Source organism: Neptuniibacter sp. (assembly GCF_024231755.1).
Lineage (GTDB): Bacteria > Pseudomonadota > Gammaproteobacteria > Pseudomonadales > Balneatricaceae > Neptuniibacter.
This window is the reverse complement of record NZ_JAAEQH010000159.1, coordinates 1-1,645: the sequence shown is the minus strand read 5'-3', so window position 1 is coordinate 1,645 and position 1,645 is coordinate 1. Positions and strand designations below refer to the sequence as shown.

Below are 1,645 nucleotides of genomic sequence, written 5' to 3'. Positions count from 1 at the left end.
TTTGGTTTTCATTTCGGCCTGTGTTTTCCATGTGCCTCCATCGGATGTTCTTGTTCCGGCCCGACCGTAATCATAGAAGCAGGAATTGAACCCACCATAACCATCGTTCACGCCGCAGAATCCACCATACTCATCATTACCAACATCGATGGCCCCCACACAGTAGGCATGTTTTAATCCGATTGACCCACCCCCATCAATATATCCGATGAAGCCGCCGACTTTCGCGTTGTTGGCCCCTGACTGGCAGTATCCAATATCCGCGAATGCATAGCAGTTATCGAGTTCGGACGGGTCATCCGATACATACGCAACAAACCCCCCAGCCGAAATGAAATTAGCAGCGTTCGCAACAATAGTATTATTCACATGGGCAAAGCATTTGCTGATGCCGTTCCCAGATAATTGTGATGTGAATCCCCCGATTTTAGCAGAGTGGCTAAACTGACCTGTTGGCATAGTAATAGACCCGTTATAAGAACTATATGTAATCTCCTTGATTTCCGCTCCCCCTACTGTCCCAATCGCCCCACCTACAGAAGCCGTTGTACCCGCGTCCACAACATTTATATCCACGATAACTTTCAAATCCGTGGCCGTTCCCCTGTACTCCCCAACCGCTCCCCCCACCACGATAGAATGCGCACCACTTCCCGTTGACTCGATGGTGCCTTGCACCACAACATCTGATATTGTTGCATTAGGGTGCGAACTAGAAGCGAGTATCCCGCACTTGAGATTCCCGTCTCTTTCCATCTCCGCACTTTTTATAATGAGATTGGAAACGCTTGCTGGTCGATCTACTACAGCCATTAGGGTGGTGGCCCTCCTCCATCATAATAAGCCAGTTGGCTAAATATCCCTAAAACTTGCTGATAAGATGAGTATATCCCTTCTATTGTATATCCCTTCCCGCCGAGATGCCCCCACCAGTAAGACTCCCCAGAGCTAGAAATCGGCTTAAACCCTAGCCCACCATTCCAATATCTAGTATCCGTAGCATCGATATCATTACCAAGTTCGTAGTACAGCCCCCCAGCATCACCATCCAGAGATTGCAAATCGTAAATAGTGGTGATGATATACGGGTCGTTAGATGTACCACTTCCGTTCATGAGAACACCCCACCATCTATGAACAGTGTTTGTACTTGTGCCTTTTCATCCTCAGTTATCGTACCTGTATTGTAATCTACTACGGCTGCATGGTACTCCGTTTTACTAATAAAACCATCACCATCAGTGTCATACGTCCACGGATCAAATGTGTCCGCCATCAAGACCCAAACCTTATCAATGTTGATCGATACTTTATCCGCGCTCGTTCTACCCAGCACTCGTCCATATTCGCCCGCTGATGGTATTGATAGGGACATCTTACCATTATACCCCAAATAGATAGGTTTCTGCTCAATACCACAACCCTCAGAGCCGGGAGTCAAGCCCGCACTCATATCATATTCAACCTCGCCACGAAGCACAGCCCGTGCCATTTCCCCTGCACCAGCCGCTTCAACCACCACTACCAAGTCCCCATTGATTTTACTTTCCGTCCGGTTATCAGCCAGCCCCCAATATCTGTTGGGTTCACCGTGGTCATTACCAGCCCAATCATCACTGCAATTAGTAGCCCCTTGGTCGTATGC

Annotated in this window: 3 protein-coding genes; all 3 read right to left on the bottom strand. The window is 48.2% G+C overall.

What is annotated here, in order from left to right:
* Nucleotides 1-813, bottom strand: an 813-nt coding sequence (locus GY843_RS08800) for a hypothetical protein (protein ID WP_297308664.1), incomplete at its 3' end; no start/stop codon positions are given.
* On the bottom strand, nucleotides 813-1,115 hold the full coding sequence (locus GY843_RS08795; protein ID WP_297308662.1) for a hypothetical protein: 303 nt from the start codon (nucleotides 1,113-1,115) through the stop codon (nucleotides 813-815). The genes GY843_RS08800 and GY843_RS08795, both read right to left, overlap by 1 nt.
* Nucleotides 1,112-1,645 (bottom strand): hypothetical protein (locus tag GY843_RS08790; protein WP_297308660.1); only part of this gene is annotated, 534 nt, incomplete at its 5' end. The genes GY843_RS08795 and GY843_RS08790, both read right to left, overlap by 4 nt.